The sequence below is a fragment of the Nocardia sp. BSTN01 genome (assembly GCF_015354405.1).
Taxonomy (GTDB): domain Bacteria; phylum Actinomycetota; class Actinomycetes; order Mycobacteriales; family Mycobacteriaceae; genus Nocardia.
The window spans coordinates 1-641 of record NZ_JADKYP010000176.1; the positions used below are offsets into that span (position 1 = coordinate 1).

1 protein-coding gene is annotated in these 641 nt (G+C 69.9%); it reads left to right on the forward strand.

All coding sequences use genetic code 11. The features are described 5' to 3' along the window. Positions 1-641, forward strand: a 641-nt coding sequence (locus tag IRT45_RS36410; protein ID WP_194810278.1) for an AMP-binding protein, incomplete at both ends; no start/stop codon positions are given.

Here is a 641-nt window from a genome sequence, read left to right on the forward strand (position 1 = left end):
ACAGGCGCGGCATCCGCTGTTCCAGGTGATGCTGTCCTTCCAGAATCTCGGACGCACCGCCCTGGAGCTGCCCGGACTGACCGTCGCCGAACTCGGAATCGATACGCAGACGGCGAAATTCGATCTGCAGCTGACGCTGAGCGAGGGTCCGGTCGGCACCGGCGCGGACGCCGCCGCCGGTACTGCCGCCGGCGCCGAGATGGCCGCCGAACTGGTCTTCGCGACCGATCTGTTCGACGAGGCGTTCGCCGAGTCGTTCGCCCATCGTTTTCTGCGCGTGCTGCGGGCCGTGGCCGCGGATCCGTCGGTCGCCGTGGGCGACCTGCCGGTCCTCGACGCCGCCGAGAACGCGCTGGTGCTGCGGCATTGGAACGACACCGAATTCCCCATCGATGCCGCGCTGCCGACGGTGTCCGACGACGCCGCCGCGACGCTGGTCTCGCTGTTCGAGGCTCAGGTCGCGCGCACGCCGGACGCGACCGCGGTGATCTTCGAGGGGACGAGTCTGTCCTACGCCGAGTTCGCGGCCCGCGTGCGCCGGCTCGCCCGCTGGCTCGTCGACCAGGGTGTCGGACCCGAGTCGCTGGTCGCTCTGGGGATGCGGCGTTCGATCGATCTGGTGGTCGGCATGTACGCCGTGG